This is a genomic window from Gordonia tangerina, from assembly GCF_021556435.1.
In the GTDB taxonomy this organism is placed as follows: domain Bacteria; phylum Actinomycetota; class Actinomycetes; order Mycobacteriales; family Mycobacteriaceae; genus Gordonia; species Gordonia tangerina.
In genome coordinates this window covers 156851-182282 of the sequence record NZ_JAKGCU010000003.1, presented here as the reverse complement: position 1 = coordinate 182282, position 25432 = coordinate 156851, and the positions used below count along the sequence as shown (strand labels likewise).

At 66.6% G+C, this 25432-nt stretch carries 23 protein-coding genes; 3 read left to right on the top strand and 20 right to left on the bottom strand.

Annotated elements, in window-relative coordinates; all coding sequences use genetic code 11:
* Position 1 precedes the first annotated feature (1 nt).
* The 4 genes from L1892_RS06050 to L1892_RS06035 all read right to left on the bottom strand — a co-directional run bounded on the left by L1892_RS06050 (position 2) and on the right by L1892_RS06035 (position 4832).
* Positions 2-850, bottom strand: a complete 849-nt coding sequence (locus L1892_RS06050) for a transglutaminase family protein (protein ID WP_235722652.1) — start codon at positions 848-850, stop codon at positions 2-4.
* Positions 847-1830, bottom strand: coding sequence for an alpha-E domain-containing protein (locus tag L1892_RS06045; RefSeq protein WP_235722651.1), 984 nt, complete (start codon positions 1828-1830; stop codon positions 847-849). The genes L1892_RS06050 and L1892_RS06045 overlap by 4 nt, the downstream gene beginning before the upstream one ends.
* Positions 1830-3635: a circularly permuted type 2 ATP-grasp protein gene (locus L1892_RS06040; RefSeq protein WP_235722650.1), complete on the bottom strand. Its 1806-nt coding sequence runs from the start codon at positions 3633-3635 to the stop codon at positions 1830-1832. The genes L1892_RS06045 and L1892_RS06040 overlap by 1 nt, the downstream gene beginning before the upstream one ends.
* A 66-nt stretch (positions 3636-3701) precedes the next feature.
* Positions 3702-4832 carry a sulfotransferase family protein gene (locus L1892_RS06035; RefSeq protein WP_235722649.1) on the bottom strand — a complete coding sequence of 377 codons (1131 nt, stop codon included), beginning with the start codon at positions 4830-4832 and terminating at the stop codon, positions 3702-3704.
* 161 nt (positions 4833-4993) lie between these two features.
* On the opposite strand from L1892_RS06035, the gene rpsT reads away from it, so the two are divergent.
* Entirely contained in the window at positions 4994-5254 is a 261-nt protein-coding gene (gene rpsT, locus L1892_RS06030) for a 30S ribosomal protein S20 (RefSeq protein WP_235722648.1), read from the top strand.
* A 63-nt stretch (positions 5255-5317) separates the two neighbouring features.
* Here rpsT and holA read toward each other — a convergent pair whose 3' ends face one another.
* From holA to zapE (L1892_RS24630), 13 genes are all read right to left on the bottom strand, one after another.
* Complete coding sequence (gene holA, locus L1892_RS06025; RefSeq protein WP_235722647.1) at positions 5318-6295, bottom strand: DNA polymerase III subunit delta; 978 nt, start codon at positions 6293-6295, stop codon at positions 5318-5320.
* Complete coding sequence (locus L1892_RS06020; protein WP_235722646.1) at positions 6288-7799, bottom strand: ComEC/Rec2 family competence protein; 1512 nt, start codon at positions 7797-7799, stop codon at positions 6288-6290. The genes holA and L1892_RS06020 overlap by 8 nt, the downstream gene beginning before the upstream one ends.
* Positions 7796-8794, bottom strand: a complete 999-nt coding sequence (locus tag L1892_RS06015) for a helix-hairpin-helix domain-containing protein (protein ID WP_235722645.1) — start codon at positions 8792-8794, stop codon at positions 7796-7798. The genes L1892_RS06020 and L1892_RS06015 overlap by 4 nt, the downstream gene beginning before the upstream one ends.
* 105 nt (positions 8795-8899) lie before the next feature.
* Positions 8900-9748, bottom strand: a complete 849-nt coding sequence (locus tag L1892_RS06010; protein ID WP_235722643.1) for a DegV family protein — start codon at positions 9746-9748, stop codon at positions 8900-8902.
* 9 nt (positions 9749-9757) lie between these two features.
* Positions 9758-10519, bottom strand: coding sequence for a diglucosylglycerate octanoyltransferase (gene octT / locus L1892_RS06005; protein WP_235722641.1), 762 nt, complete (start codon positions 10517-10519; stop codon positions 9758-9760).
* Positions 10516-11229, bottom strand: a complete 714-nt coding sequence (locus L1892_RS06000) for a histidine phosphatase family protein (RefSeq protein WP_235722639.1) — start codon at positions 11227-11229, stop codon at positions 10516-10518. The genes octT and L1892_RS06000 overlap by 4 nt, the downstream gene beginning before the upstream one ends.
* Positions 11226-11588 (bottom strand): ribosome silencing factor, encoded by a 363-nt coding sequence (rsfS, locus tag L1892_RS05995; protein WP_160901019.1) that lies wholly within the window; start codon positions 11586-11588, stop codon positions 11226-11228. Before rsfS ends, L1892_RS06000 begins: the two co-directional genes overlap by 4 nt.
* Positions 11589-11649: 61 nt before the next feature.
* A complete protein-coding gene (nadD, locus tag L1892_RS05990; RefSeq protein WP_235722637.1) occupies positions 11650-12354 on the bottom strand; it encodes a nicotinate-nucleotide adenylyltransferase in 705 nt (234 codons plus the stop codon).
* Positions 12355-12406: 52 nt separating this feature from the next.
* Complete coding sequence (locus tag L1892_RS05985) at positions 12407-13837, bottom strand: vWA domain-containing protein (protein WP_235722636.1); 1431 nt, start codon at positions 13835-13837, stop codon at positions 12407-12409.
* A complete protein-coding gene (locus L1892_RS05980; RefSeq protein ID WP_235722634.1) occupies positions 13837-14757 on the bottom strand; it encodes an AAA family ATPase in 921 nt (306 codons plus the stop codon). The genes L1892_RS05985 and L1892_RS05980 overlap by 1 nt, the downstream gene beginning before the upstream one ends.
* Positions 14757-16034, bottom strand: coding sequence for a glutamate-5-semialdehyde dehydrogenase (locus tag L1892_RS05975; protein WP_235722632.1), 1278 nt, complete (start codon positions 16032-16034; stop codon positions 14757-14759). The genes L1892_RS05980 and L1892_RS05975 overlap by 1 nt, the downstream gene beginning before the upstream one ends.
* Positions 16035-16157: 123 nt before the next feature.
* Positions 16158-16544 carry an AFG1/ZapE family ATPase gene (gene zapE / locus L1892_RS24635; RefSeq protein ID WP_268900021.1) on the bottom strand — a complete coding sequence of 129 codons (387 nt, stop codon included), beginning with the start codon at positions 16542-16544 and terminating at the stop codon, positions 16158-16160.
* Entirely contained in the window at positions 16522-17070 is a 549-nt protein-coding gene (zapE, locus tag L1892_RS24630) for a cell division protein ZapE (protein WP_268900020.1), read from the bottom strand. Before zapE (L1892_RS24630) ends, zapE (L1892_RS24635) begins: the two co-directional genes overlap by 23 nt.
* A 1063-nt stretch (positions 17071-18133) precedes the next feature.
* On the opposite strand from zapE (L1892_RS24630), the gene L1892_RS05965 reads away from it, so the two are divergent.
* The gene (locus L1892_RS05965) at positions 18134-19408 is read left to right on the top strand and encodes an HNH endonuclease (protein WP_235722791.1); all 1275 of its coding nucleotides are present in this window, start codon (positions 18134-18136) and stop codon (positions 19406-19408) included.
* A 12-nt stretch (positions 19409-19420) separates the two neighbouring features.
* Positions 19421-20566 carry an MFS transporter gene (locus tag L1892_RS05960; RefSeq protein ID WP_235722630.1) on the top strand — a complete coding sequence of 382 codons (1146 nt, stop codon included), beginning with the start codon at positions 19421-19423 and terminating at the stop codon, positions 20564-20566.
* Here the strand turns inward: L1892_RS05960 and L1892_RS05955 are convergent.
* The 3 genes from L1892_RS05955 to L1892_RS05945 are packed head-to-tail and all read right to left on the bottom strand — an operon-like array spanning position 20546 to position 25226.
* On the bottom strand, positions 20546-21259 hold the full coding sequence (locus tag L1892_RS05955) for an HNH endonuclease family protein (RefSeq protein WP_235722629.1): 714 nt from the start codon (positions 21257-21259) through the stop codon (positions 20546-20548). The genes L1892_RS05960 and L1892_RS05955 overlap by 21 nt on opposite strands.
* Before the next feature lie 41 nt (positions 21260-21300).
* Positions 21301-23559, bottom strand: coding sequence for an ATP-dependent DNA helicase RecG (recG, locus tag L1892_RS05950; RefSeq protein ID WP_235722790.1), 2259 nt, complete (start codon positions 23557-23559; stop codon positions 21301-21303).
* Positions 23559-25226, bottom strand: coding sequence for a fatty acid kinase ATP-binding subunit FakA (locus L1892_RS05945; RefSeq protein WP_235722627.1), 1668 nt, complete (start codon positions 25224-25226; stop codon positions 23559-23561). Before L1892_RS05945 ends, recG begins: the two co-directional genes overlap by 1 nt.
* Between the last annotated feature and the right edge of the window lie 206 nt (positions 25227-25432).

Below are 25432 nucleotides of genomic sequence, written 5' to 3'. Positions count from 1 at the left end.
GCTAGGCCAGCCGGGTGATCTCCACGACGACATCGAGATCGGTTGCCCCGCCACCGGTGTAGATCCCCTTCAGGGGTGACACATCCGAGTAGTCGCGTCCGACTCCGACCGACACGTGCTGCTCGGTGATGCCGGTGGCATTCGTCGGGTCGTAACCCCACCAACCACCTGTCCACGCCTCGATCCACGCGTGGCTCTGCCCCTCGACCGTCTTGTCGATGGCCGCATCGGGTTTCGGGTGCAGATACCCCGAGACGTATCGGGCGGGGATGCCGAGGCTGCGCAACATCAGCAACGACAGGTGCGCGTAGTCCTGGCAGACACCTTTGCGTTCGTTCCATGCGTCGACGGCGGTGGTGTGCACGCCGGTCGTGCCAGGCACGTACTTCATCTCCTCGTGCACGTAGCGGCACACCGCCTCGACGGCCGCATCGGGATCGAGCCCTTTGGCAAGTCGCGTCGCCGCCGAGGCCAGCTGTCGGTTCTTCGGCACGTACCCGGTGTAAGAGAGCATCTCGTCGTAGCGGTCCTCGACGTAGTCGCTGCGCACGTCGTCCCAGGTGCGTTGCTCGGCGACCGGGACCCGGCCACCGGCCTCGGTCTCCACCACCGACATGCCGGACACCTCGAGTTCCTCGTGCGGTGCGTGCAGGTCGAAGGCGGTCACCGCAGTGCCCCAGTAGTCGGTGTAGCGGTAGGACCTCGTGGCCGGCACCGTCTCGACCCGGTTGATGATGACGTTTTGCCGGTTGTCGCTGCGGGGCGTGAGGCGGGCCTCGTTGTACGACGACGTCACCGGACTCTTGTAGGCGAATCCGGTGGAATGGACGACGCGTAGACGCCAGCTCACAGTTCACTCTCCTCGATCATGTGGTCCTCCGAATCGCTCACGCGGGCGTCGGCCCACGAGACATACGGCGACACATGGAAGTATTGGCCGGTCACCGCCTCGTTGACCGCGCGGCAGGTGTCCTGGAGATCGAGCAGACGGTCCTGCAGGTCCTCGAGCAGATTGCCCGGTTCGATGAACTCCAACGAGCTGCGCGCACGGCCGAGGAGCAACAACGCCTCGGCTTGGGTGCCGACGCGGCTCGGCCGCTTCTCCAGGTCGTTCAGATTGTGCTCGGCCACCCGCAGCGCGTGGAACACCGACCGCGGGAACAGCCTGTCCACCAACATGAACTCGACGATGTTCTCCGCGTCGAGCCGTCCTCGGTAGGTGCGCAGGAAGGTGTCGTGTGCACCGGCTGACACCAGCACACTGACCCACGACGGCGACGTGACGCGATCGCCGGCGCGCGACAGCAGCATCCGAATGGTCATGTCCACGCGTTCCACCGACCGCCCGAGCAGCAGGTACCGGTAGCCGTCGTCGTGGCTGAGGGTGGCGTCGGCGAGTCCCGCGAACATGGCGGCCCGGTTCTTCACGTAGGACAGGAACTCGTGCGGGCCGAGCCGGCGAGCCCGACGTTCGGCGTCGTTGAGACCGTTGTAGGTGGTGTTCAGGCACTCCCACATCTCGCTGGACGTGACCTCACGCGCACCACGTGCGTTCTCCCGGGCCGACCGGATCAGGTCGACGATCGAACCGATTGCGTCCTTGTCGTAGGCGACGCGCTCGGTCAGGGCCCACACGTCGATCAGATCGTCGGTACTCGGCGTGTCCAGACCCAGAACCTGGATAACCAGGCGTGCCTGACGGTCCACGTCGACAGTCGCATCCTCGAGCAACTGGTGGATCGCGACGTCGAGAATGCGTGCCATGTCGTCGGCACGTTCGACGTAGCGGCCGATCCAGTAGAGCGATTCCGCGTTGCGCGCCAACATCATCAGTGCTCACCACCCTGCTGTTCGAGGCCCTGCTGCTGTTGTTGGGTCTGGGTGTGCAGCGGGTCGGGAGCGTTCTCGGCCGGGCGGGCGGCGGCGACCCCGCTGGCGTTGACCACCTTCGCCCCGGAGAGTTCACGATCTTCCGACGAGCGCGCCGACGCGAGCACCCACGTGTCCTTGGAGCCGCCGCCCTGACTGGAGTTGACCACCAACGATCCCTCGGGCAGGGCGACGCGGGTGAGACCACCGGGCAGAACCCACACCGACTCCCCGTCGTTGACGGCGAACGGCCTCAGGTCGACGTGCCGGGGCCGCACCTCCCCGTCGATCTTGGTCGGCACCGTCGACAACTGCACGACGGGCTGTGCGATCCATCCGCGGGGGTCGTTGCGTACCTTGCGGGCCAACGTGTTCAATTCTGCCTTGGTGGCGTCCGGACCGAACACGATGCCGTAGCCGCCGGAACCCTCCACCGGTTTGACCACGAGTTCGTCGATCCGGTCGAGCACCTCTTCGCACTCGTCGTCGAGCCAGCACCGCAACGTGTCCACGTTCTGCAACGAGGGTTTCTCACCGAGGTAGTACTCGATGATGTCCGGAACGTAGGTGTAGATGAGCTTGTCGTCGCCGACGCCGTTGCCGACCGCACTCGAGATAACCACGTTGCCGGCGCGGGCGGCATTCAGCAGGCCTGCGACGCCGAGCATGGAATCCGGCCGGAACTGCATCGGATCGAGGAAATCGTCGTCGATGCGGCGGTAGATCACGTCCACCCGCTGCTCACCCTCAGTGGTGCGCATGTAGACGATGTTGTCGCGGCAGAAGAGGTCTCGACCCTCGACCAACTCGACGCCCATCAGTCGCGCCAGCAGCGAATGTTCGAAGTAGGCGGAGTTCGCGACACCCGGGGTGAGCACCACGATGTTGGGATCGGCCTCGTTGAACGCCGCCGATGCCCGCAACGCGCGCAACAGGTGACTGGGATAGTCGGCAACCGCACGCACCCGATGCGAGGAGAACAGATCCGGGAAGACCCGCGCCATGGTGCGCCGGTTCTCCATCACATACGAGACGCCGGACGGGGATCGCAGGTTGTCCTCGAGTACCCGGAAATCGCCGTTCTCGTCACGGATGAGGTCGATACCCGCGACATGGATGCGAACCCCGTTGGGCGGACGGATGTTTGCGGCCTGCCGATGGAAATGCTCACACGAGTGCACAAGCCGTTTCGGCAACACCCCGTCGCGCAGGATCTCCTGTTCGCCGTAGATGTCGTCGAGGAACAACTCCAGGGCCTGCACCCGTTGGGTGATACCGGCTTCCAGCTTGCTCCATTCGCTCGCCGAGATCACCCGCGGCACAACGTCGAGCGGGAACGGTCGTTCCTTGCCGGACAGCGAGAACGTGACACCTTGATCGATGAACGCGCGGCCGAGTGCATCGACCCGCACGTCGAGGTCGGCCGTATCGTAGGCCGACATCGCCTTGTAGATGCCGCGGTATGGTGCGCGCACCTCGCCGTCGGCGTCGAACATCTCGTCGAAGGCCTTGCCGTACGGCCCTTTCGAGTATCCGGCGAAGATCGTGTTGTCGATCGCCTTGGGTTCACGGACCGTGGTCTTGGCACGTTTGGCCGGTTCCTTGGACCGCCCCTTGGTGCCCGCGGCCTTGGTGTCGGACTTTCGCCCGGACGACGACTTGGTGGCCTTGGTCGACTTGTTCGCCGGGCTACCAGTAGTCGTGGTGGACTTCGTGGCCTTGCTGGCGGCTCGCTTGCTGGCGGAGGTCGTCGGCGCGGGACTCATAACTTGACATGGTGCTACAAAAACCGCGATTCGGCAGGACTGTTGGCCACGGGCGTGCCACGCCGATCACCGACGGCGCAGCGCGCGTACCCGACGCCGGGCACGACGCGCCACGTTCATCGCGCGTGTCCGCAGCCTTGGGCGGTCGTCACGGATCGGCGCCTCCTTGACCATCTCCGCCATGGTCGTGACAGCGACGTCGAGTATGTCCTGCGTGGTCGGCGGCTCGGCGTCGACACCCGCGGCGGTGGACACCTCCAGATCGGCGAGATCGCCGGAGACGACGTAGCCACGCGACCGGACGGCCGCCACCATGTCATCGGCGGCGCTCGCCGCCCAGACACGTTGTTCTGCGCTGAGCCCCAGGGGCGCGCCGTGCGCGCGTTTCAGGATCTGGATGACCTGACCCTTGACCACCCCGTCATAGCGGCTCCAATGCACGTCCGACGGCTGCAGATGGTGATTGAGTCGGCGCAGGTACTCGGCCTGTGCCGCCGGCAACGACGAGTTCAGGTTCGGCACATCCATCGTCAGCGGCGCCGGATCGACGTCGAGTACCCGCAGGAATCTCTCCCAGATCGATTCCCCGGGAGTGTCGCGGCGGGTCGGTACGGTCACCAGATGCACTCGTTGCGGGCCCACCGCGTCGGCCCAGTCGGCGAGGATCCGCACATAGTCCTGGAACTCCCAGAACGGTTCCTCTTCGCCGCCGTCGGTCGGTGGCACGAAGCCGGGCACCGCCGGTCCGTGCTCACGCACCGACGCCAGGAACTCGGCGAAATCGGCACGCCGCTGGTTCTTGATGTTCTCCTGCCACACCGAGGGCAGTTGCCGCGCCAGATCGCGGACGGTTGCGATGACATGGATCTCGTCGGCGAAGGAGAGGTCCGACATCAGTGTGTCGATGTGTCGCGGTGTGGCCGTCGCATACAGCTCGTGGGAGAGTAGCGATTTTCCCGGCCAGGCCTTCATCTGACCCAGAAGGTTGGGCCACGCGTCATCGAAGTCCGGGTTCACCCAGTCCAGGTAGCGCTCGGGCTGCAGATGGGTGGCGGCATGGAAGTGATCGGTCATGTGATTGCCCGGATAGAGCAGACCCGATGACCGTAATGCCAGGTCACGGTTACGCCAGAGGCGATCCTGAAGGTGGGTTGTGCCGGTTTTGGGCAGGCCGATGTGAATGAAGACGACTGACATGATGAGCGCCAGCCTAATCGGCTCTGTCCGCGATTTGGGCGGGGTGGCCGCCTGCTGGTAAAGTCGACCGCTGTCGCAGCGTCGACGTGATCCACCGGATTCACGGCACCCGACCTGCTGGAAACGAAACAACTACCGACCAGATCAAGAGGGATACACGCGTGGCCAACATCAAGTCGCAGATGAAGCGTAACCGGACCAACGAGGAGCGCCGTCAGCGCAACCAGTCGGTGAAGTCGTCGCTGCGCACCGCGATCCGCAGCTTCCGCGAAGCCGTCGACTCCGGCGACAAGGACAAGGCCGCCGAGCTGTCGCGTGCCGCCGGCCGCAAGCTCGACAAGGCTGCCTCGAAGGGCGTCATCCACGCCAACCAGGCCGCCAACAAGAAGTCGGCGATGGCCATCGCCGTCAACAAGCTCTGATCCCGACTCTTTCTTTCAGATCAGCTGAAGTCTTTTCGGTTCACCCCGGTGACGTCCACGCGGTCACCGGGGTGAACTGCGTTGTCCGGGCGCCGGACGCAGGTCCGCCACCGCCGCGACGGCGTGCGCGAGACTGAACGCCGGGTCCGCGGCCTGCCCCTTGACGTCGCCGTTGAGCTGGGCCACCACCCGCACCGCGGCCGCGATCGACACCGAATCCCAGGCGCGCGCCTGAGCCTGCACCTTCTTGACCCGCCGCGGCGGCATGCCGAGCTCGGATGCGGCCGCGTATTGATCCATCGAACCGATGGCGCGGACCCGGGCGATCGCATGGACGGCCTCGGCCAGCGCGTCGGCGAGCAACACGCGCGGGACCCCATGATGTTCGGCCCATGCCAGTGATTCCAATGCGCCCGGACGGTCACCGGTCACCGCCTTGTCGGCCACCTCGAATCCGGTGATCTCCGGGCGCCCCTGATAGTAGAGGCGGACCGCGTCGACAGTGACCTTCCCGTCGGTGTCGGCCACGAGCTGGGCACACGCCGCGGCCAGTTCCCGTAGCTCGGCACCGACCCCTTCGACGACCTGTTCCACCACGTCGTTGCTCACCTTGGCGCCGAGCACGCGGAACTCCTTGCGCACGAAATCCATCCGCTCCGACGGCCACTTGGGCCCGGCGCAGTCGTGCTCGGTGGCACCGGCCTTCTTCAGTGCGGGCACCAGTGACTTCGCACGACCGCCGCCGGTGTGGATCACCATCAGGGTGATGCCCTCGGGTAACTCCCCCGCTGCCTGCGCGATCAGCGAGGCGGGTTCCTTACCCGCCTCGGCCGCCGACTCCACCACGACGATCCGATCCTCGGCGAACAGCGACGGACTGAGCAATTCGGCCAACTCGTGCTCGGTCACATCGCCGGCGCGGACCCGCGTCACCGGAACCTCGGTGCCGGCCGCTGCCGCCTGTTGTGCGGTGATCGAACTGATGACCCGCCCGGTCAGGAAGTCGTCATCACCGAGCAACAGATGTAGGCGTTCACTCACGACGACAATGCTGCCAGACCGCGCGGAGCGCCCCGAGAGCGCACACGGTCATGAGCGCGACGATCACCGCACCGAGCACTCCGGAGGGAACCTCGATCGCCGCCCACGACAGACGGCCCAGTACGCGGGCGCAGCTCAGCATCCACCACAATTCCGGTGCCAGCGCACGGATCATCAGTTCGGCGCACACCGCGCCCGGGCCGTTGGGTCCGCCCATCGCACCCAGCACTGCGGCGCCGGTGCCGATGATCGCGATCACCCCGACGATCGGTGCGACCGCCACATTGGCGGCCAGTCCGACGACGCTGAACCGCCCACCTATCATCGCGACGACAGGCGCGGTGACCAGCTGCGCCACCAGCGCCATCGCCAGCAGCTCGGCAACGCCGGCCGGTACTCGCCAGCGGCGCAACCGATCTCGCACCGGGGCCGACCACAGCACCAGTCCCGCGGTCGCGATCACCGACAACGCGAATCCTGGATCCGCGGCGAGTTCCGGCCACCACAGCAACCCGAGCACCACCGCCGTCCCGAGCGCCGGCAACGCCTGCGCTCGCCGTGACCGGATCAACGCCAGCAGTCCGATCAGGCCCATCATCGCCGCGCGCAGCACACTCGGAGAGGGGCGGACCAGGATCACGAAGGCCACCACCACGATCGCCCCGACCACCGCCGTCACCCCTGGCGACGCGCCCAGCATCCGCACCGCCAGCACCGCAGCTCCGCAAACGATCGCGAAGTTGGCGCCCGACACCGCCACCAGGTGGGTCAACCCCGCCGCGCGGAAGTCCGACCGCACCTCGGTCCCGAGTCCACTGGTGTCCCCGAGGACCAGACCAGGCAGCAGACCGGCAGCCTCCACCCCCAGAGCCCGCGCGGAGATCTGCTGCAGCCGTGCGCGAATGAAGGTCGCCAGTCGCTGATGCGGCGGCGGCCGGCCAAGCAGCCGCGGCTCGGCCACCGCGGACAGCCGCGCCACCAGCATCTCACCCCGCCGTGGCGGGCTCACCCGGACGACAGTCGAGAAGCTTTGACCCACAGAAAGTTCCGACCAGCTCGCAGCGGGACCGGTCAGCTCCGCCGACGCCGGCGCGACCGCGCGTCCCGACAACTCGCAGACATCCACGCGGACACGCACCCGTGCGGACGAACCCATGATGATCGCGTCGTCGCCGACCACCGCACTGATCCGCACTTTGCCCTCGATCCCGCTCAGCGGGTGAGCCGTCGCAGCCTGCAGCCGCATCGCCAATGCCCCGGCGGTCACCGTCGCCATCGCCGCCGCGACCACCACCAGCGACACCGTCGCCCAAGTCACCCACGCCCGGCGGACGGCGAGTGCGCAGGCCGCACAGACCAGCACGCCGACAACCAGCACCGGCCACACCACCGCGCGCGGGCCGAACAGGATCAGCAAGGTCACCGTCCAGGTGCTCGCCCCGGGCACCACCAGCCGGTAGTCGCCACTCGGCACGACACTCCGGGCCACACGCCCAGCGGTCACACCGTCACCAGATCGCGCAGCCGCGCAAACCGGGTGGGCCCGATGCCATCGACCTCGGCGAGCTGGTCGACCGACGTGAATCGTCCGTTGGCCTCACGCCAGGCCAGAATGGCCTGTGCCGTCACCGGTCCGACACCGGGCAGTTCATCGAGTTGCGCCTCGGTCGCGGAATTCAGATTCACCTTCCCTCCCGGCCCGTCGTCGGTCGCCGATGTGTCGCTGCGCCCCGCCGACGAGCCCGACTCAGCCGCACCCGACTGCCCGCCGCCGACGACAGCACTGCGCAGCGCCATCCGCCCACCGTCGCCGCCGTAGCCGACCAGAACCTGGTCACCGTCGTTGAGGCGTTGAGCCAGGTTGAGCGACAGCAGATCCGCTCCCTTCCGCGCCCCACCGGCACGAGCTATCGCGTCGGCCACGCGCGCCTGGGCCGACAGCCGCACCAGCCCCGGGCGATGCACCAGTCCCACCACGCTGACCACCAGTTCGGCGGCCTGGGTCGGCGGCTGGGGTGCCGCAGTCTGCGGCGAGGACACCTGGGTCGGGTCGGCGGCAACGCCGGCCGACGGTCCGGCGGTCGCCGGGAACGCCACGGGAGTCGCCGTGTCCGTTCCGGCGCGCAGGAGCGAGAACCCCGCCACGGCACACGCCGCGATCCCCACCAGGATCAGGGCGATCGCGGCCGGTGGCGCGACGAGAAAACGTCGGCGCGGTTCGTCGTCGACGTCCTCTGCGTCGAGGGCACCGAACCGATCGCCGACGCTGAGTTGCTCCCCGGATCGCTCGGCGTCGCCGACCGGCGCGTACCAGGTGGGTACGGCCGTGACCGGCCACGGACCGCCGACGCCGACGGTGTCGACCCCATCGTCATTTACCTCCGACGAATCTGGAATTTCTTGCCGCGCAGGTATTTCCGACTCCACAACGGTCTGATTCGGGGCACGGGAGTCGAGTCGATCCAGACCGGACCGGCGCCGCGGCGAGGTTGTGCTCATGCCCGTCGAGGCTAGAACCGATCGTCGTCGATTCAGTCCGCACGTCGGCTGCCGACAGAGATCTGTGGATCAACCGGCGGCTGTGGATTCGGCCGCGTCGAGAATCTACAGTTCGATCGGTTCGAGGTTGGTGGCCAGTGTCACCCCGATGGCCCCCGGCCCCACGTGGCAGCCCAGCACCGGACCGAGATCGACGATCACCCGTGACGTCACCTCGCGAAATCGATCGGCGATGGAATCGGCGAATTCGGATGCGAGCTCGGGTGATTCGCAGTGCTGCACACCGAGGGTCACCGGCCGGCCGGCCGCTGACTCGACCGCCGCGTCGGCCATTTTTTCCAGCGCCTTGGAGAAGGTCCGGTGGCGTTCACGCAAAGTGAGCACGCCGTCGACCATGTGCAGGATCGGCTTGATCGACAACGCCGAACCCAGCATCTTGCTCGCTGCGCTGATCCGGCCGCTCTGTCGGAGATTCTCGAGTTGATGGACGCACAGCATCGAGTCGATGGTGGCGGCCTGTCGGATCGCGGATTCGTAGACGCGATCGCGATCGGCGCCGGCATTCGCCGCCTGCGCCGCACCGATCGCGGTGAAGCCGACGGCCAGGCCCACCGACCGTGAATCGACGATGCGGACCTGTCCGGAGTACTTCTCAGCGGCCAGCCGGCCGGCGCTCCAGGTTCCCGACAGGCGACGCGACATGTGGACCGCAACCACTCCGTCGCCGTCGCTGTCGGCCAGCGCCTGTTCGTAAGCGGTGCCGAGTTCGTGCGGATTGGCCCCTGAGGTCGTCACACCCGGGTGAGAGACGATGTCTGCGGGCATCTCGTCCACGCCTTCGCGATAATCCTCGTCGTCCAGCGTCAGGTGCAACGGCACCTGCCGGATACCGTAGTGGTCGGCGATCTCGGCGGGCAGGCGCGAAGATGAATCGGTGACGACGACGACTGGCACGCGTCTACGTTAGCCGGTCGGTTTCGGGGCGGCCGGGGGCCCGTCGGCACCGTTGCGGCCAGGTGTGGTCAGCGCCTCGCGCACCACCCCGATGACCTCGTCGGCGATGCGCCGATGACAGTCGAATCCCCAGTGAATGCCGTCGGGGTTCATCGTCTCGGGCCGCTGCTCGAACGCGTCGCGGGTGACCGGGTAGAAGTCGGCGATGCGCAAATCGTGGGAGCGCCCCCAAGCGAGCATCGCCGCCGTGGTCGGTATCCGGCCCGAGTGCACGTATCCGTAGTACGGACTGCGATGCGTCGGCGGCAGACACAGCACGATGGGCAGGTCGGGCCGCAACTCGGCGAGCGCGGCCCGGATCTTCTCGAGGTATTCGACGGTGACCGACGGCGGCAGTGCCAGTGGCCATCCGACTGTGGACAGGCGAGGCTGCAACCACGAGTAGCCGTCGCGCACCACCTGACGCAGCCGCGCCGGTCGCACGTAGCGGATCTGTTCGCGCACCGCGGTGGGCAGTGGCGACGGCAGACTGTCCATCCCGCCGAAAGCCAGCACCACCACCTCCGCGGTCGGTACTGCCGCCCAGATGTTGGGGTCCTGGGTGAGAGCCCACCAGACATCTCGGCTGGTCCAGCCGATCCGTCCGAACAGCGCCACATCGCGATCGCATCCCACCCCGACCAGCGACGGCCAGATTCGGGTGTCGTCGGCGGGCAGGCCACCGGTCGGCCCGTAGTAGGCCAGCGAGTCCGACAAGACCAGGATCGTCACTGCACGCCCGCGTCGGCCACCTCGGCCGAGGCGTTCCAGACGTCCAATCGCCACCGTGGCGCACTGCCGGGCACGCCGTGGCCGGACAGTTGCACCCAACTGGTGTTCGCGAGTCCGCCGAACACCGGCCACGACTTCCGGTCCAGGTCCAGCAGTGCCGCGGTCATCGCGGCGATGACGCCGCCGTGAGCGACGAGCACCACCGGGGCCTCAGGTCGTTCACCACTGCCCCAGCCGTCGACGATGTTCACGAGCTCATCCACCAGCGGGGTGGCCCGGGTCGCGACGTCGATTCGGCTCTCGCCGTTCGGTGGCGCCCAGGACGCGTCGTCGCGCCAGATGCGCCGCGCCCCCGGCATCTCGGCATCCACCTCGAGGTGGGTCATGCCCTGCCAGTCACCGAGATGTGTTTCACGCAGGCGCTTGTCGGTGGTGACCGTGAGCCCTGTCCGCCGCGCCAACGCCTCGGCGGTGTCGCGGGCGCGGGTCAGATCGGAGGACAGGATGCGCATAGGTGCGCGATCGGCCAACGCGACCGCGGCGTCCTCGGCCTGGCGCCGGCCCAACGTCGACAGCTCCGTGTCCAGCTGCCCCTGCATCCGGCTCGTCGCGTTGTAGTCGGTCTGCCCGTGACGCAACAGGATCAGCCGACGGACCACCGGCGTGAGACGTTCCACGGAGGTGTCGTGACTGTCCGGTCCGCCGCTCACGCGAGGCCGTCCACGTCGATGACCGGGCAGTCCTTCCAGAGCCGCTCCAGCGCGTAGAACTGCCGCTCGTCGGTGTGCTGGATGTGTACGACGATGTCGGCGTAGTCGATGAGCGCCCACCGGCCCTCACGGGTGCCTTCCCGCCGCACGGGTTTGTGACCGGCTTCGCGCAGTTTGTCCTCCACCTCATCGACGATCGCGGTCACCTGCCGTTCGTTGTCGGCCGACGCGATCACGAAGATGTCGGTGATGACGAGTTGTTCGGAGACATCGATGACCGTGACATCGTGGGCGAGTTTGTCGGCGGCGGCGTGTGCCGCCACGGTGGCCATCTGCAGCGCTTCGGCTGAGGCAGTCACTGGAGTCCTTCCGTCGGGGTGCGGTGCGGTGTGTGAGGCAGGTCTGGTCGTCGCAGTGAGATCAGGGCGCGGACACCCCCGGCGAGGACGCCTTCGGCGCACGGTACAGCTTGCGTTTGGCGATGTACTGGACGACTCCGTCGGGAACGAGATACCAGACCGGACGCCCGCGCGCGGCGCGGGCGCGGCAGTCCGTGGACGAGATCGCCAGCGCCGGGATCTCGAGCATCTGCAACGTATCCGGCGGCAGCGAACCGAGGTGCGCAGCGAGATGCTTGGCGTGCAGTTCGTAGCCGGGTCGGCTGACGCCGATGAAGTGCGCGAGTTCGAACAATCCCTCCCAGTCCTGCCAGGACAGGATCGATTCCAGCGCATCGGCGCCGGTGATGAAGAACAGCTCGGCGTCGGGATGGTGCTTGCGGAGATCACGCAGTGTGTCGACGGTGTAGGTGTCGCCGTCACGTTCGATGTCGACGCGGCTCACGCTGAAGCGCGGATTCGATGCGGTCGCGATGACCGTCATCAGGTAGCGGTCCTCGGCCGGACTGACCGCCCTCGCCGCGTCGATGACGTGGCCGTCCTCGTCCTCACCCAGCTTCTGCCAGGGTCTTCCGGTCGGGACGAAGATCACCTCGTCCAGGGAGAACCGATGGGCCACCTCACTGGCGGCCACCAGGTGACCGTTGTGGATGGGATCGAACGTGCCACCCATGATGCCGATGCGGCGTGCGCGCGGTCGCGTGGACGTCTGCCCGTCGGTGGCCATGACGTGTGAGTTTACGCGGTCGACCACACGGCACCCGGTGACCCGCTGCAGATCACACCGGCAGCAGGTCGGCGATCACTCGTCCGAGCTGGGTGGCGTTGCGACATTCGAACATCTCGATGCCCTCGGCGTACTCTGTCGCGGCGGAGTCCCCGGTGCCCCAATTGCGCTCGGCCTCGGGATTGAGCCAGTACGCATGTCGGGCACGGTCGACGAGTTCACGGAGCGCTCCCAGCCGCGGATCGTGGTAGTTGTTGCGGGCGTCGCCGAGGATCAGCAGTGCCCCACGGTGGGTCAGCGAGTCGGCGTATTCTTCGACGAAGCCGTTGAGCATGTTGCCGTAGTCGGAGTGTCCATCGCGGGTGCTGATCCGGGCCGTGGTGATCATCCGATGCATGCTGGCACCGAAGTCCTCGTCGTCGGCGCCCCGGTCGAAGAAGTCGGTCACCTCGTCGACGGTGTCGACGAAGGCGAAGACCCGGACCTTCGAGAACTGTTGACGCAACGCATACACCAATCGCAGCGTGAACTGGGAGAAACCCGCCACGGAGCCCGACACGTCACAGATGACGGTGAGCTCCGGACGCCCCGGTCGGGGTTTGCGATGCGTGAGCTCTATCGGCACACCGCCGGTCGACATCGATGCCCGCAACGTCTTGCGCACGTCGACCGCGCCACGATGCGATCGGCGGCGACGAACTTCCAGCTTCGCCGCCAACAGCCGTGCCAGCGGCTCGATCGTGCGTCGGATTTCGGCGAGGTCCGACGCACCGGCCGACAGGAAATTGATGTTCTCCGGCAGCTGCGGCACGGCATACTCCGCGACCCGTTCACGGCCCTTGGCACCGGCCATCCGCCGCTGCGTCTCCGCCTCGATCGCAGCACGCAGATCGGCCGATCGGGCGCGCGCCGCACTCCGGTAGCGGGGCTCGGTACCCGCGCGGTCGCCGAGCGAGTCGTCGTCGCCACCGCCGGCCATCGCGGCCGCGATCCGCGCGATCAGCGTCTGCGGACTGATCTGCGACAACGCCTGATAGGCCGAGTACGCCTCGCCGCGGGTGGAATCGTAACGTCCGAGCTGGTCGACGATGAGCGCCACCATCTGCGCGAGCCGCGCGTCCGCATCGGGCGACTCGTCGGCGAGCAACTCGGCCAGCTGGTCGCGGATCGCCTCCACATCCACCTCGCCGTCCTGCGTTCTCGGCAATTCGGAGACCGCGGTGCGCGCGCCGGTGCCCAGCGGAAACCACAGGTCGAAGACGGTGTCGAACACCCGGCGATGCATCTGATCGCTGATGAGGGTGGCGGCCAGTCCCTCCCGCAAGGTGCGACGGTCGAGCAGATCGAGCACCTCCACGGCTTGCGCCGCGTCGATGAGCGACGACGGCCCGACGACGATACCGCGGGCCCGCAGCTCGTCGACGAAACCGGTCAGATGATCGATCAACGGCACCTCGGGTGCCGCCTGCGCCGGAGGGGACATCAGCCCAACTTGAGTTCTTTGAACGCCGTCTTCAGATCCGGGCGGTGCTTGAGCACCACACCCAGGGTGCGCGCGATCAGACCGTCGTCAAGAGTCGCGCCGGAGCCCGTAGTCGATTCCCCCGCGCCGAGCGCCAGCAGGGTGTTGCCCCAGTCGATGGTCTCGGCCACCGACGGCTTCTTGCGGATGTCGAGGGTGCGCAACACACCGACGACCCGCACCAGTTCCGCGGCGAGAGCGTCCGGCAACCCGGGCACCCGCGACGCCAGGATCTCGCGTTCGCGGACCGAGTCGGGGAAGTCGATGTAGAGGTACAGGCACCGACGCTTCAGCGCCTCGGAGAGATCGCGGGTCGCATTGGACGTGAGGATGACGATCGGCCGCCGGGTGGCGGCAACCGTGCCCATCTCGGGAATGGTCACCGCGAAGTCACTGAGCACCTCGAGGAGCAGACCCTCCACATCGACGTCGGCCTTGTCCACCTCGTCGATGAGAAGCACCGTCGGTTCGGATCTCGAGATGGCCCGTAGCAGCGGACGCGGCAACAGGAACTCCTCGCAGAAGATGTCGCTCTTCGCCTCGTCCCAGTCTCGTGTCCCGGTGGCCTGGATGTGCAGGATCTGTTTGGCGTGGTTCCACTCGTAGAGTGCCCGCGCCTCGTCGATGCCTTCATAACACTGCAGCCGGATGAACTCGGCATTCGTCGACTGCGAGATCGCCCGCGCCAGTTCGGTTTTGCCGACGCCGGCGGGGCCTTCCACCAGGAGCGGTTTGCCGAGCCGGTCGGCCAGGTACGTCGACGTGGCAGTGGCGTCGTCGGCGAGATAGCCGGTGTCGCGCAGCCGTGTGGTGACGTCGGCGACGTCGGTGAACGATGGCACGGTGGTGGGCCCGCCGGTCGCGGCGGTCGTCTCGGCCATCAGGCGGGCCTGATGTGGCCGTCGCCCCAGACGGTCCACTTCGTCGAGGTGAGTTCCGGCAGCCCCATCGGACCGCGCGCATGCAGTTTCTGTGTCGAGATGCCGATCTCGGCACCGAACCCGAACTGCTCACCGTCGGTGAACGCGGTCGACGCGTTGACCATCACCGCCGCCGCATCGACCCGCGAGGTGAATTCCCGCGCGGCGGCCAGATCGGTGGTGACGATCGCCTCGGTGTGACCGGTCCCCCAGGTGTCGATGTGGGCGACCGCCGCATCCAGGTCGTCGACGACCTTCATCGCGATGTCCATCGACAGATACTCTTCGGCCCAGTCCGTGTCCGTCGCCGGCTCCATACCGGGTTCATCACCGTGGATCACCACGCCCTGCGCCTGCAGGGCCTGCGAGATCTTCGGCAACGCGTCGGACGCCACGGCCTTGTCGATGAGTACCGTCTCGGCGGTGTTGCACACGCTTGGCCGCCGTGTCTTGGAGTTCAACACGATGCGCGTGGCAACGTCGAGGTCGGCGAGTGCGTGCACGTAGACATGACAATTGCCCGTGCCGGTCTCGATGGTGGGCACGGTGGCATTGGCCACGACTGCATTGATCAGTCCGGCGCCCCCGCGCGGGATCACCACGTCGACCAGGCCGCGGGCACGGATGAGAGCGGTGACGCTCGACCGGTCCTCGCTCGGCAGCAGCGCAACGGCGTCGGCGTTGACACCTTTGTCGCGCAACACCTCACGCAGGATGCGGACGAGTTCGGCGTTCGAGTTCGCGGCGGACGACGAACCGCGCAGCAGCACCGCATTGCCCGACTTGAAGGCGATACCGAAGGCGTCGACGGTCACGTTCGGCCGCGCTTCGTACACCATGCCGACTACACCGAGCGGCACCCGGAGCTGACGCAATTCCATGCCGTTGGGCAGCGTCTTGCCCGACACGACGGTGCCGATCGGATCCGGTAGGACCGCCACCTGGCGGAGTCCGTCGGCAATTCCGGTGATGCGTTCCGGGGTCAGCCGCAGCCGGTCGATCAGGCTGGCCTCGGTGCCGTCGTTGTCCGCGCGGGTGATGTCGGCGGCATTCGCGGCCAGGATCGCTTCACTGTCGGCCTCGATGGCCTCGGCCGCTGCGAGCAGAACCTCGTTCTTGGCCGCGGTCGTCAACCCGGCCAGGGCCTGCGACGCGACCTTGGCGGCCTTGGCCAGACCCGCGACGACCTCTTCGACGTCGGTCGCCACCACGCCCGAATCGGCGGTGGGTGCACTCATGGAATCCTCGACTTCGCCTGCGGAAATATGTCGCCCACCAGAGTAGCGGTGCGTCCGGAAGTGCCCCAATCCCGGCTGAGCTGGTATCGAGACGTGATGATGTGGGACGAGTTGTTCTCGCTGCTAGCCACGAAGTAGCTGGAGTCGGCTGGCCATGCGGAAGGCGTCCGGGCGCGCGGTATCAGTCGCGAGGAACTCGTCGAGGGTGTGTGTTGAGATGAATGTGGCGGGGGTATCGGTGTCGGTCAAGATGTCGATGACGTTGATAAACCGCTGCTGCGCTTCGCGGCCCACCTCGTCGAACAGCGGGATGTCGGTTACGACCCAGTCACCGAACGCGTCGGCCAAGTAGAGATATTCGATCGTCGATAGTGGTGAGTCGCACAGCTGACCGAACGAGATCCATAGCTGACCATTACGGACAGCGAGGGCAGCGAATTGTCGACCCCGGACCGTGAGCGTCGCTTTCTCGTCGGCGGATGGATAGCTACCGGGCGCCGAATCGGTCAGCCACTTGCCGGACGCGAAGCCCGTGGTGTGGTGTGGTGACTGCGTCCGGTAGTCGGTGGGGACCGTCGAGGTGGAATACGTCGAGGTGGTTCTTGATCATCGCGATACCAGACTCGAAGGTGTGGTGCCAGATGGGATTGGGCAATAGGGATTCCGGCGCATAGTTCGAGGTGACCAGCACCGTGAGCTGCCGAGCGAACACGAACTCGAGAAGGCGTGTGAGAAGGCGAGCGTCCCCAGAATCGTGGACATGAAACTCGTCGAAGAACAGCAGGCGACTTGGCCCGAGGAGTTCACTGAGCGCGGATTCTAGCGCTCTAGGATCATCGCGGGAGTCGTGTACGCGAAGGTGCAACTCGTCGAAGAAGTTGTGGAAGTGGACCCGGGTTTTCGGCACGGTCGCTTCATCGAAATAGGCTTGAGCCAGCCAAGATTTTCCGCGGCCGGCCGGCCCGTGGACATATAGTCCACGTGAACTCTGGTTTCGGCGGGCTCGGAGTCGACGACCATCGGGCTGGGCGAGCATGGCGAGTCGTTCAGTAAGCCGCTTCTGGTCGGCGTTTAGAACGATACCGGCCTGGGTGGCAGAGATATCGATTGCTTCTACGATGCTCTGACGCACAGCGGGCACCTGACCGATAGTTGCACGCCCGCTACGTGTCGAAGCAATACTGTGTGCGACGTCGCACTGCACAAACCACTGCTGATCGGGATATCAAGCCATATCGCGGCCGCGGCCAAGCAGACGCTACTGGCCAGGACGAGTGTTCTCAGAGGCCCCGACGTCGTTGAGCCCGGCCGGAAAATGATGAGGCTCGAGCGAAGGCAGTGCCACCGAAGTACAACCGAACTCGAACCGAGTACTGGCAGGTGCCGTCACCGACGGAGATACTGTCGCTGACATTTAGGTCGCCGATGGATACAGCTCCAGCATCGCGGGCCCTTTCGAGTACAGCCTTTTCATCTGCTCGCTGAGTCGGGCCCGTGCAAGTGAGCCGGCAGCGTGAAGCGGAACGTCGCCTCGTTGCTCTTCGCTCCCACAGGACCATTGTGCGCCATCGGAGCCAAGCGGTGCAGGCATCACCCCGATCAGTTTCGTGCGGTTGGATTTCCCTCGGGTGCAGCATTTGTCGGGTATTGGAGTGCACTACGGCCGCTAAGCAGCCCTCACCAGCTTGCAGCTCGTCTCCGTTTCGCCAATCACGTGTCCTATATCAGGACATCGGTGACGGTTCCGCAGCAGAACATCCGCATGGTTGTCCGCTTCTGATAAATGTGACTCCTGCAGCGAGCCATGAGATAGCCAGACGCACCATAGGGTCAATCGTTTCACGAGCAGCCACCACGCGAGCCTCGCTGCACAAGTCTCACCACCATGACCACCCACAATGTCACCAATGTCTTGATACAGAACTGTCACCGATGCACTGGTAAATAACGGTTGCGCCGGTCACGATCGCGGCGTAGCATCGAACGTGAGTTCGAATCAATCGATCGGGGGGTCGATGTCGGTGGACGTATCGGTTGTGACGCCGGGTAACGCCGAACCTGCTGCAGAGACGCCGGCTGCGCCCGACTTCCTGCGCTCCATGCCGGATTCGATTGCATCGCTTGCCGTAGCCGACACCGAGGCCGCTGCGACCAAGCGTCTGACATTGCTCGAGGAGATCAAGTCGGCGTGCGCTGCCGCACAAGTGCGTGAGACGGCGCGACTCGAGGAGTTGCGTGACGCCGACGAGCAGATGCGCAACGTGCCGGCATCCCGGCGCGGACGCGGCCTGTCGGCAGAGGTCGGTCTCGCACGCAAGGTGTCCCCGCGAAAAGGCAGTCAATACCTGGGTTTCGCACGGGCTCTCGCCCACGAGATGCCGCACACGATGCGGGCATTGACCTCCGGGACGCTCACCGAATGGCGCGCCACCATCCTGGTCCGTGAAACCGCTTATCTGACAAAAGAAACCCGAACCGAGATCGATCGACGCATGTGTGCCGATCCGGCCACACTCGACGGCGTCAGCGATCGCGCACTCGAGGCCTCGGCCAAAAAGCACGCCTACGAACTCGATCCACACGCCGTGGTCGCGCGGTCGGCCCGGGCGGAGAAGGACCGTCGGGTCGGGGTGCGCCCCGCCCCGGATCTGATGACGAAACTCTCGGCGCTGCTACCCCTGAAGCAGGGAGTCGCGGTGTACGCGTCACTCAAGGCACATGCCGACGCGACGGTCGGGGGTGACGATCGAACCCACGCGCAGATCATGGCCGACACCCTTGTCGAGCGGGTCACCGGCCAGGACTACGCCGAAAAGGTCCCGGTGTCGGTGAACGTGGTCATGTCCGAACGCACCATGCTCACCAACAGCCATGAGGCGGCGGAGATCCCCGGATTCGGCCCGATCCCGGGCAGCCTGGCGCGACAGATGATTGCCGAAGGTACCGACGGGACGACGAGATCGTCGCTGCGACGATTGTTCGCGCGCCCGCGCGACGGCACGCTGGTCTCCATGGACGCGCGGTCGCGCACATTCCCCAAGGCGTTGGCGCATTTCATCGCCATGCGTGACCGAATGTGCCGCACACCGTATTGCGGCGCACCGATCGCCGAGACCGATCACGCCCACCCGCATCGACACGGCGGCGCCACCACCGACGTCAACGGCGACGGCGCGTGCCGCGCGCACAACCTGGCGAAGGAGGCGGGCGGCTGGCGGTACGCGGTGGTCGAGACCGCCGGCGGCCACCGAATGGAGATCCATACACCCACCGACGGCCTTCACCTGTCGACCGCGCCACCGTCGGTCGGTCACGTTCCGGACACCACGAGCGTCGTCGAGTCCCACCTGCTCGCACTGCTCAACGCTGCGTGAAACCCTGGTGCCATGAGCAATCTCGTGGCCTTGATGGGCGCCACCTTTCTGGCCTTCGTCAACTACGCCGCGTTACTTCCCGTGGTACCGATGTGGGCGTCGAATGGTGGCGCCGGAAGTGTGGTGGTCGGTGCCACCACCGGGGCGATGATGGCGGCCACCGTGGCGACACAGCTGTCGATGCCGTGGTTGTTCCGACGCGTACCACTGCGCACCATGATGGTGCTCGGCGCCGTCCTGCTCGGTGGCCCGACGCCGCTGTATCCGCTGGCGACCGACGCCGTACCGATCGTGCTGATCACCGTCATCCGCGGTATCGGCTTCGCCTTCATCGTCATCTCCGGGGCGGTGATCGTGGCCGACCTCGCCGGTCCCCGGAAACTCGCCTCGTATTCGGGCTATTACGGTGCCGCTGCGGCGCTGCCGAACATCGGCGCGTTGGCCGGCGGCGTGTGGGCCGTCGACGTCCTCGGCTATCACCTCGTGTTCTACATCGCCGGAGCAGCGGCCCTGGCAGGCGCGGTCATCGCCTGCCTGCTTCCGAGCGGACTGTACGGGCGTTTCCGACTGCCGTCGATATCGGACGTGCGGCCGATCACGGTCCCGATCGTGGTGTTCGTGATGGTCGCGGGCGCCTTCGGCGCCACCACCACATTCCTGCCGCTGTCCGGACCGAGCGCTGCAACTGTCGCCGCCGCACTCCTCGCCGGCTCCGTCACCTTGGTGGCCGGGCGGCTGGGTGCCGGATTCCACGGTGATCGGCGCGGTGCGGGGCGACTGCTGGTGCTCTCGGTGCTCATCGCCGCGCTGGGCTGCACCATCATCGGAACATCATTGGACGGACCGGGCTGGTCGTTGATCCTCGGTGCCGCGTTGTTGGGCGCCGGTTTCGGTTCCTGCCAGAATGATTCGTTCGTCGTGACAGTGCAACGTCTCGGCCCAGATCGCAGCGGGACCGCCAGCATCATCTGGAATATCGCCTATGACGGCGGACTCGGTCTCGGTGCCGTCGGATTCGGTTGGTTCGTCGGCCGACTCGGCTACGCCGATGCGTTCCTCGCAATGGCAGCAGCCATCGCTGTCGTGACCCTCGTGTGCGGGCGGTTCGTCTCCCCGCCCAGTCCGTCCTCCCCCGTGTCAGGCACCGCAGGACCGTAGAACCTGCGCCATCACATCACGCGACCGACGATCGACAGGGAGCTGGTAGGCGGCCATCACCATGACGAACTGAGTCACGTACTGGCAGTGGAACCGCCGATTGGGCGGCATCCACTCGGCCGGGGCCTGATCGGATTTCGTGAGGTTCGAGGCCGCGTCGGCGGCGACCAGGTTCGCGGGGTCGTTCGCCAGATTCATCCGCGCCGTTTGCGGCCACGCCCACGCACCCATGTCCCAGGCGTATGCCAGCGGAACGATGTGATCGATCTGCACGGCGCCGGGACGTCGGTCGCGGCGGAAGGCGATGAACTCACCGGTGTACGGGCTACGGAACTCGCCGGCGACGACGGCGTCAGGGCAACTGTCGACGACGGCTCGACGCACATCGACCAAGTCGCGCGCCAGAACGTCATTTCGGGTATCGCACCCGTTTCCGCCACCCGTCACCGTCACAGCGTCGGTCCAGGCGGCCCCGAATGCCGCACGCTGGTAGTCCGAGCGCTCGGCGCGGCGGTCGGTCACCGACAGGCCCGCGAGTCGCAGCGACGCCGCACCCGCTGCGCTGCCCGCCGCCGAGTCGGTGGACGCTCCGCGCCCGGACAGAGTCAGACCTCCGGCCACGATCACCGCGGTCAGCACGCTGCCGACGAGGATCAGCCACCACCGCAGTGGCCACGCGGCGCCCGACACCATGACAGTTGGACGCGGCAGCCGCGTGTTCGGTTCCGCTCTGGTCAGGATTTGTCGAGGTATTTGACCTTGTTGGGGACCAGCACGGCGTCGACGAGGTCGGCGAGCGGCCTGTGATCGGCCAGGGGCAGGTCGGCCCCCACCACGTCGTCGGCGAGTTCGCGGGCGTCGGCGATCACATCGCCGTCCGCCAGCAGCGACAGGAAGTGCAGCGAGGAGACACCACCGGACTGCAGCGACCCGAGAACGTCACCCTCCCTGCGCTGCTCGAGATCCACGCGGGCCAGTTCGAACCCGTCGGTGGAAGCCTCCACGGCCCGCAGTCGCTGCATCGACTGCGAGATGTCCTTGGCCGAGGTCATCAGCAGACACAGGCCGGGGTGCCTGCCACGGCCTACGCGGCCACGCAACTGATGCAGCTGACTGACCCCGAATCGTTCCGCATCGACAACCACCATCATCGTCGCGTTGGGCACGTCCACGCCGACCTCGATGACAGTGGTCGAGACCACCACATCGATCTCACCACGACCGAACGCGTCCATGATCGCGTTCTTCTCCTCGGCGGGCAGGCGTCCGTGCAACATCTCGATCCGGTGGCCACCGAGCGGCCCACCCAACAACTCGGTGTACTGGTCGAGAACCGAGGTGCTCTGCGGTTCCGATTCCTCGTTGCGTCCCTTCGGTTTCTTCTTACCGTCGGGATCGTCGCCGATTCGCGAACACACCACGTACACCTGGCGGCCCTGGGCGATCTCTTCGGCCGCGCGCGTCCACGCGCGGTCCACCCAGGCCGAGTTACGCATCGGGACCACTGACGTCTTGATGGGCTGGCGGCCTTTGGGTAGTTCGGTGAGCACCGAGGTGTCCAGGTCGCCGAAAACTGTCATCGCGACGGTTCGCGGGATGGGTGTCGCGGTCATCACCAGGAAGTGCGGCATCAGCCGGTCTTTACCTCTGCCGCGCAACGTGTCCCGCTGTTCGACACCGAATCTGTGCTGCTCGTCGACCACCACCATGCCCAGATCGAAGAATGCGACGTTCTCCTCGAGCAGCGCGTGGGTGCCCACCACAATGCCGGCCTCGCCGGTCACCACGTCGAGCAACGTCTGCCGTTTGCCGGCGGTCTTCATCGATCCGGTGAGCAGCGCGATCTTGGTCGCACCTTCGGCCGCGGTCAACTCGCCGGCCTCCGCGAGGTTGCCCAGCATCGACGTCATCGTCCGATAGTGCTGCGCGGCAAGTACTTCCGTCGGAGCAAGGATCGCACACTGATGTCCGTTGTCCACCACCCGGAGCATGGCCAGCAGGGAGATCAGCGTCTTGCCCGAGCCGACCTCGCCCTGCAGCAAACGACTCATCGGGGTGTCGCGCGCCAGGTCCTCGGCGATCTCGGCCACCACGGTCTGCTGGCCGTCGGTCAGGGTGAACGGTAGACGCTCGCGCAGTCGGTCCTCGAGTCCGCCGGCGACGTGCGGGCACGGCGGTCCGTTCTCGGTGCGGCCGGCGATCCGCCGTTGGGCGAGCACAGTCTGGATGGCCAGCGCCTCGTCGAATTTCAATCGCGCCCGCGCCGCCTCGATGTCGTCCTCGGTCTCGGGCAGATGCACTTTGTGTAGCGCCTCGGCCGTGCTGATCAGCCCGCGCGATCTCTGCTGCTGGTCGGTGAGGGCGTCGGCCTGCGCGCCGCTGCGCTCGACCGCGGCCAGTGTGCGCGCAATTGCCGCCCCGATGGTCCAGGTCTGGATGTCCTTGGTGGCCGGGTAGATCGGGATGATGGACCGATCCACCAGTGCTTCGGCAGCGGTGTTGCCCGACTCGTCGAGCGACTCCGCCTCCGCGCCGAGCATCTGCGCCAGCATCGCCGAACCGACCACGCCGTCGACGCCGGCCTCGCCATCGGGCAACACTGCCCACTCCGGGTGGGACAGCTGTATCTGGCCTCGGAAGATCTTCACCTTGCCCGCCATCAGCACCCTGGCCCCCGGCTTGATCCGGTGTTGGATGAAGCGGGCGTTGAAGAAGTTCGCGACGTAGGTGTAATCGTCGTCGGTCACGGTCACCTTCAAGAACTTCCCGGACCGCTTCTTCATGGGGATCATGCTGGCGCCGGTGACGCGGCCGACGATCGTCAGCCAATCGTCTTCCACGGGCATCTCCTGGTTGGAGAGCTGACCCTGTCGCACGTATCTGCGCGGAGCGTAGCGGAGCAGCTCCCCCACCGTGACGATGCCCAGTGTCGAGATCTGCGAGGCGACCTTGGGGCTCACCACCGTCTCGAGACCGTCGGCCATCGCCACCATCACTCGACCCCCACCTGCAGCAGCTGATCGGGTTGGCCGGTCCGGTAGATGGCGAGTTCCACACCCGCGTAGCTGCGGCGCATCTGCTCGGCGAGCGCATCCAGCGCGGCGTCGTCCACCCCGGAACCCGCCATCACAGTGACCATTTCACCACCGGTGGCGAGCATCAGGTCGACCAGCGCGGTCGCCGCCCCGGTCTGGTCGGGCGCGATCACCAGCACATCGGACCCGATCATGCCCAGGACATCCCCGACCTCACACGTACCGGCGAGCGTCATGATCCGGCTGTCGGCCCGCACCAGCGAACCCCAGCGGGTACCTGCGGCAGCTTCTGCCATCGCATAGGTGTCGGGATCGGGCGCCTCGGTGGGATCGTGTACGGCCAGCGCCGACAGGCACTGCACCATCGACGAGGTCGGCAGAAACACCACCGAACGCTGCGCGGACCGCGTGGCCGCCGTGACCGTGACCAGGTCCTGCGAGCTCAGTTTGCCGTTGGCCATCACCACCACGTGTGCGCTGTCGGTTCCGCGAATCGCCTCGGTCAGAGCCTCCGGCGCGAGTCCGGCGTCTGCGCGTAGTACCGCGGCCCCGGCCTCGGTGAACAATTCGTCGGCACCTTCGCCGGTCACCACCGCGACCACCGCTCGCTTGTGCCGGGGCGGCGGTTCGGCTGTGTCGGTCTGGGCACGAATCGCGTCGAGCGCAAAGCAACTGATCCGGACCTCGGCGACGGGTCCGCGGGCCGCACCCTCCTCGACCGCCCGTCCCGGGTCGCTGGTGTGCACGTGGACCGAGAATCGTTCGCCCCCGGTCGAACTGTCCCCGACGATCACCACGGAATCGCCGATCTCGTTGAGGACCTGACGCAACGACCCGACCTGATCGCCGGCGGCACCGTCGAGGAAGTACATCACCTCGAAGTCCATGTCGCTGCCGCCGGTACAGGCGTCGTTGCCCTGATGCCCCGGGACACCACCACCAATCAGGATCCCCCGGTAACGGCGCCGGCGCTGCGCGACACCGGTCAACACCGCGACCATGGCATCGGCCAGTGCGAGGAATCCCCGCCCACCTGCGTCGACGACACCGGCCTCGGCGAGCTCGGGCATTTGCTCCGGCGTGCGCTCGAGCGCATCGGCGCAGTCATCGGCCACCGCCCGGGCCAGGTCGCCCGCCGACTCGGAGACGTGCGCCGCGGCGGTCTCCGCTGCGGTCCGGATCAGCGTGAGGACGGTGCCCTCCCGGGGTTCGCTGACCGCCCGCATCGCCGCCAGCGACCCGAGCCGCAACCCCGCGGCCCACAGCTGGTTGAAAGTCACCTGGGTCTGGTCGGGCATCAGCTCGGCGGCATCGGCCAGACCGATGAGCACCTGCGAGAGGATGATGCCGGAGTTTCCGCGGGCCTGTGCGATCGCCGCGTCGGCCATCGCCCGGGCCACCTGCGGGGTGCTCGCATCCTCGGACAGCGTTGCCAGGCCGTCGGCAGCGGCCTGCATCGTGAAGAGCATGTTGCTGCCCGTGTCGGAGTCCGGGATCGGGAAGACGTTCAGGTCGTTGATCTCGCCCCGCAGCGTCTCGAGCCCGTCGACCGCGGTGTGCGCCCAATCCCGCAACAGCTGCGGATTCATCATCCTGATGCGACCACCGTCGAACACCGACTCCATGAAACCCCTTACCGTTGGCAGTGACGATGGCCGTTGGCCGGATGTGTTCGAGGTTACTCGGACGCCCCGACGGCCACGGTGCCACCATCTGCCCGCTCCTGGCGCCGCGATTTGGCCGGGTCGGGTCCTTCCGGCTACTCTTGCAGGGTTGCCTTGCAACTGTGCCCGTCGACGCCCGTCGCCGATCGTGGAACTGCGGGCAGAAC